This is a genomic window from Wolbachia endosymbiont of Glossina morsitans morsitans, from assembly GCF_000689175.1.
Lineage (GTDB): Bacteria > Pseudomonadota > Alphaproteobacteria > Rickettsiales > Anaplasmataceae > Wolbachia > Wolbachia pipientis.
In genome coordinates, this window is record NZ_AWUH01000108.1 from 1 (window position 1) to 4,922 (window position 4,922).

At 34.3% G+C, this 4,922-nt stretch carries 6 protein-coding genes and 1 pseudogene; 4 read left to right on the forward strand and 3 right to left on the reverse strand.

Features of this window, described 5'->3' with window-relative positions; all coding sequences use genetic code 11:
* A pseudogene (locus tag WGMM_RS02555) lies at positions 1–531 on the forward strand (pyridoxine 5'-phosphate synthase); the annotation flags it as partial.
* On the opposite strand, the gene WGMM_RS02560 reads toward WGMM_RS02555, so the two are convergent.
* From WGMM_RS02560 to rplM, 3 genes are all read right to left on the reverse strand, one after another.
* A complete protein-coding gene (locus tag WGMM_RS02560) occupies positions 524–835 on the reverse strand; it encodes an HU family DNA-binding protein (protein WP_010082594.1) in 312 nt (103 codons plus the stop codon). The pseudogene WGMM_RS02555 and the gene WGMM_RS02560 sit on opposite strands and share 8 nt — an antisense overlap.
* A gap of 148 nt (positions 836–983) precedes the next feature.
* Positions 984–1,439 carry a 30S ribosomal protein S9 gene (gene rpsI / locus WGMM_RS02565; protein ID WP_038249579.1) on the reverse strand — a complete coding sequence of 152 codons (456 nt, stop codon included), beginning with the start codon at positions 1,437–1,439 and terminating at the stop codon, positions 984–986.
* Positions 1,440–1,449: 10 nt separating this feature from the next.
* Positions 1,450–1,908, reverse strand: coding sequence for a 50S ribosomal protein L13 (gene rplM, locus WGMM_RS02570; RefSeq protein WP_010082596.1), 459 nt, complete (start codon positions 1,906–1,908; stop codon positions 1,450–1,452).
* Between the two features lie 129 nt (positions 1,909–2,037).
* Here rplM and WGMM_RS02575 point away from each other — a divergent pair, with 129 nt between their 5' ends.
* From WGMM_RS02575 to WGMM_RS02585, 3 genes are all read left to right on the forward strand, one after another.
* Complete coding sequence (locus WGMM_RS02575; protein ID WP_038249580.1) at positions 2,038–3,261, forward strand: TolC family protein; 1,224 nt, start codon at positions 2,038–2,040, stop codon at positions 3,259–3,261.
* Positions 3,262–3,280: 19 nt separating this feature from the next.
* Positions 3,281–3,856, forward strand: a complete 576-nt coding sequence (locus WGMM_RS02580; RefSeq protein ID WP_038249581.1) for a PopZ family protein — start codon at positions 3,281–3,283, stop codon at positions 3,854–3,856.
* A 76-nt stretch (positions 3,857–3,932) separates the two neighbouring features.
* Complete coding sequence (locus WGMM_RS02585) at positions 3,933–4,511, forward strand: RlmE family RNA methyltransferase (RefSeq protein ID WP_010962344.1); 579 nt, start codon at positions 3,933–3,935, stop codon at positions 4,509–4,511.
* Positions 4,512–4,922 lie beyond the last annotated feature (411 nt).

A 4,922-nucleotide genomic window follows, 5' to 3' on the forward strand; every position in this document is an offset into this window, starting at 1 on the left:
AAAAAGCATTAGCACTGAGCTAAATCTTGAAAATTGCAGCCACGGAAGAAATGCTTGAAATAGCAAAAAAGGTAAAACCCTATTCGATTAGTATAGTACCAGAAAAAGAGAAGAATTAACAACCGAAGGTGGCCTGGATATCGTGAATATGCACAGTAAACTTTCTAGTATAATAGAGGAAATGCATAGCTCTAGCATAAAAGTCTCACTGTTTATCGATCCAAATATTGATCAACTAAAATATCTTGAAAAGCTAGGGACAAAACCTGACATAATAGAAATTCACACAGGGGATTACTGTGATAATCCATCAGAAAAAAGTTACAGTTAATTACTAATGCTGCAGAGTACGTCAATAAATTAGGAATAGAATGCCACGCAGGACATGGCATAACTTATAAACACGCTAAGAAGATGACAAGAATACCTCACATCTCAGCTCTTAACACAGGCCACTATTTAATTAGCGAAGCTGTATTTTACGGCTTACACAGCGTAGTAAAAACAATGAAAATGACAATGTCTAACTAACTGCTGCTTTTTCCTTCTCATTTAAAATACTTAAAAGAGTTTGGCTTGCTTTAAATTTTACCCTTGTCTTTTTAGGAACAGTCATGATCTGACCACTTTGGGGGTTACGACATTGTTTTTCCTGACTGATAGCAGTAGAAAATGTTCCTATTCCATGCAAACGTATTTCACCTTTCCCATGCAGCTCATTCTTTATTATTTTAATAAACGCATCATGAATCTTGCTCAAATCAGATTTTGTTATATCTATATTCTGACTAGAACAATCTTCCTTTAATTGTTTTATTATATCTTCTTTACTCATAAATTACCTTAATGTTGAAAAAATCACATAAATAGCATATTATGTTGACACCGATAGTCAACTAAATTCATCACAAAAATAGAGGATATCATACAATTTTTGCAAATATTTGTATAATACTTACAAAAAAACACCCCCTATAAAATAACTATCTCTTAGAAAATTGACACTTTTTCCGAGCTTTATGTTGACCATATTTCTTACGTTCAACAACACGTGAATCTCTAGTTAAGAACTCACCATTACGTAGTATAGAATGCAAATCTTGGCTTACACTACTTAAAGCTCTGCTTATTCCATGAGCTAGAGCACCTGCTTGACCAGATAGCCCTCCACCTTTTACAGTTGCAAATACATCGTATTTATCCAATGTGGAAGTTGCAACAAATGGCATTTTTACTATTTGGCACACTGACTCTCTTTTAAAATAAGAAATTAGATCGCCTTTTTTGTTAACACTAAATTTTCCACTCCCCGGCTTTATCAATACTCTTGCTACAGATTCTTTTCTTCGGCCTGTAGCATATAAACGACCAAGCGAATCAACTGCTGATTCAATTGTCTTTTCTGACCAATCATTGTTATTTATTGTAGAACTCTTCATTTTTACTCCATTACTTTTTATTTTTACGATTCAAAGAGGCGAAATCTATCTTTTCAGGTTGCTGTCCTTGATGCTTATGCTCTGAACCAGAATAAACATACAAATTCTCAAAGCGTCTACGTGCCATAGGCCCATCATCAAGCATCCTTTTCACTGCCATTTCTATTACACGCTCAGGAAATTTGCCATTTAAAATATTATCTGGAGTAGTTTTCTTCAAACCACCAGAATAACCTGTATGCTTATAGTAAATCTTATCTTTAAGCTTCTTTCCGGTGAAATGCACCTTTTCTGCGTTGATAATAATTACATTATCGCCACAATCCATATGAGGTGTATACTCGGGTTTATGCTTTCCGCGTAATAGTGTCGCTACAAATGCTGCAAGCCTCCCTACCACTAATCCTTCTGCATCTATGACAAACCACTTTTTATTGATTTGTTTCTCCTTTAAGAAAAAAGTCTTCATTATTTGATCCAACAATAGTGAGCTATGATATACTTAATTTCTCAATAGTGTCAACAATATTAGTTATTGATTATTAAAGTAATTTATGTTAGTAGTTGGGCTGCGCAACCAACATGCATAGGAATTAGAATGTTTCGATTGATTATCACACTTGCGATCATTTTTAATACTATAAGTTGCTATGCAACCGATGTGGGAGAAGTGATAAGCAAAGCCATCAAAAATAGCTCAAAAATAAAGTCTCAATTTTACCAATATAAAAGCGCAGAAAAACACTATAAATCTTCTGGGTTAGCTGGATTTTTACCTGACATTAATTTGCAATACAATTTCGGTAGTAACTTTAATCTTGATACGTCTGAAAAAAAACTTACATTGCGCCAGAAATTAATCGATGGCGGTGGTACCTTTGCCACATTCAGTCGATCAAGCCATCTTCTCAAAGCAGAAAAGATGCGATTTCGGCGATTAAAACAAGAGCTTGCACTTAATGCTGTGAAAGCATATGTTAATGTTTTACAAAAGACAGAAATGTTAAAGCTCAGAGAACATAAAGAACGCGTTTCTTTGGAACATTTGTCAGCTATGAAAAAACGCTTTTCCCTTGGAGAGGTAACCAATGCTGAAGTTTTGTTAGCAAAAGCAAAATTTTCGTCTTCTATATCCGAAAGAGTTGATGCTGAAGGTAAATTAAAGTTGGTAAATATTGCTTATTACCATTTGATTGGCGAAGATGCTGATGACCTTTCTGAAGCTAATGATAAACTACCTTCTGTTCCAGAGCTAAATGAATGTTTACAGTTAGCAAAAACCAATAATTTGTCTCTAAAAGCAGCAGTTTATCAAAAAAGAGCAGCCGGAATGGAAGTGATTGCTGAGAGCTCCAAGTGGCTTCCTTCTTTAAATCTAAGTGCAAGCAAAAATTTTGGGGAGGATGGTATGAAGGTAGACAAACTATTAGAAAATGTTCATGTAGTTTTTACTCTTGATGTTCCAATCTTTAAGAGAGGAGTTAATGCTTTTGGTGTCAGTAAAGCTAAAATGGATGCAAAAAAATCTACCTACGATTATTATGAAACGGTAAAAAATATAGAACAAGCAGTTGTAAATGCTTGGAATAATGTGTTGACAGCAAAGGCCATTATCAAAGCAAGTCAAGAAGCGGAAAAAGCAGCAGCTCTAGCATTGGAAGGAGTTGAGCAAGAAGTAAACTTAAATTTAAAGAGTACATCTGACCTTTTGGACACTGAAGATGCATTATTTAAAGCACGTTCAGACTTAGTTGAAGCAAAAAGCAATTATGTGATTAGTGTTTACAACTTGCTTTTTATGATAAATAGTATAGACCTCTAAGTTTAATGGTATTAGCACTATGCATGATGAACAAGGCAATCAATCTGTAAAAGATATCCTAGAAGATATAAAAAAAGCTATATCGGGTAAAAACGCGAGTAACGATAAAGCAGAAATAAAGGATGAAAATGATGATGTGCTATACCTTGAGGAAGGGTATCCAGAAGAAATAGAAGAAGATGGCAAAAAAGAAAATAATGAAAAAGAGGACATTGATAATGATGACCAAAGTGAGGAAATGGCTTGCAACAATAACCAATTTAATGGCCATAGCTACAATTCAGAAGAAAAAAAGGATATTTATTTGTACGATAATATCCAGATGAGTAATAACAAAGCGAGTGATAGCGGCTTACAAGCGCAAAATAACGATCATCTAATTTTAAAAGAGAATATGGAAGAGATCAAAGCGTTGCTTGGAAAAATGCAAAACGAATTACAGCACAAACAACAAAAAAAAGCGAACCTTACTGTTGAAGAATTAGTTACATCTCTTTTAAAACCTCAGCTCTCAGAATGGCTGAATAAATATCTACATGCACTGGTAAAAGAAGTAGTTGAAAAAGAGCTTAAAGATGTAATCAATAATAAGTAGGGTGTTAGCAATAAAAACTAGAGTAAAGACGGCTAGAGGCAGAAAACTATCTTCAACAAGGTGGCTACATCGTCATTTGAATGATCAGTATGTGCAAAAAACTAGCAAGGATGGTTATAGGTCACGCTCAGCATATAAGCTGGTAGAAATGGATAACAAATTTAAATTATTCCAAGAAGGGCAAAAAATTATTGATCTTGGTGCTTCTCCTGGTGGATGGTCACAAGTTGCATCTCAGAAAGGTGCAAATGTGGTTGCTCTTGACATAAAACCAATGAACGCAATTAATGGAGTAGAGTTTATACAATGTGATATTATCAATGAGTTTGAAATTTTAAGAGAAAAATTCAAGGATCAAAAATTTGATGTAATTTTATCTGACATGGCGCCCGAATCTTGTGGTTTAAAATCGTTGGATCATATCAGAATTATGCTTTTATGTGAGGCAGCGCTCAATTTTGCAAAGCATTTCTTGAGCCATGGTGGCACGTTTGTAGTAAAAATTTTCCAAGGAGAATCTGATAAAGATTTTTGTAACGAGCTAAAAAAAATGTTTAAAACAGTAAAATACTTTAAACCAAAGTCAAGTAGATCTGAATCTACAGAAATGTATTTGGTAAGTTTAGGCTTTATTGGCAGCAAACCTTCTATATAATATTAATCTAGGTAGTCCGCAGAAACAAAAAACTTGCTTGACAAACCTCGCCAGCCCCCTTATCATGATGGTGAAGCTATTGTATTCGCTTTCGCCAATCTGCAGATTAAAAGGTAAGGATTACTTAATGTATCGGCGTCTTGTGTTCAATTTTTTGCAGTATATAGATACTGTGTGTCTTTACAAAACTTCATCTACATCTAGATTTTTATCTAAATAAGCTGAACGCGCTTATAAAGCGTTACAAGACATCAAAAAATGCCAATACTCGACAGAGATAGTAAAAGACTAGCTAACTCGGGGATTCTTTGTCTTTTTTTCTGCTTAGTAAATTTCTTAAACATTTGCAGCGTAAGTTAGTTGCATTAAAAGCAGCTGAATTTCGCTTGTCAAGCGTTTAAAACATAAAAA

Coding starts and splice junctions, on each gene's coding strand:
- rpsI (WP_038249579.1), bottom strand. CDS start 1,439: ATGAAGAGTTCTACAATAAATAACAATGATTGGTCAGAAAAGACAATT.
- WGMM_RS02575 (WP_038249580.1), top strand. CDS start 2,038: ATGTTTCGATTGATTATCACACTTGCGATCATTTTTAATACTATAAGT.
- rplM (WP_010082596.1), bottom strand. CDS start 1,908: ATGAAGACTTTTTTCTTAAAGGAGAAACAAATCAATAAAAAGTGGTTT.
- WGMM_RS02580 (WP_038249581.1), top strand. CDS start 3,281: ATGCATGATGAACAAGGCAATCAATCTGTAAAAGATATCCTAGAAGAT.
- WGMM_RS02560 (WP_010082594.1), bottom strand. CDS start 835: ATGAGTAAAGAAGATATAATAAAACAATTAAAGGAAGATTGTTCTAGT.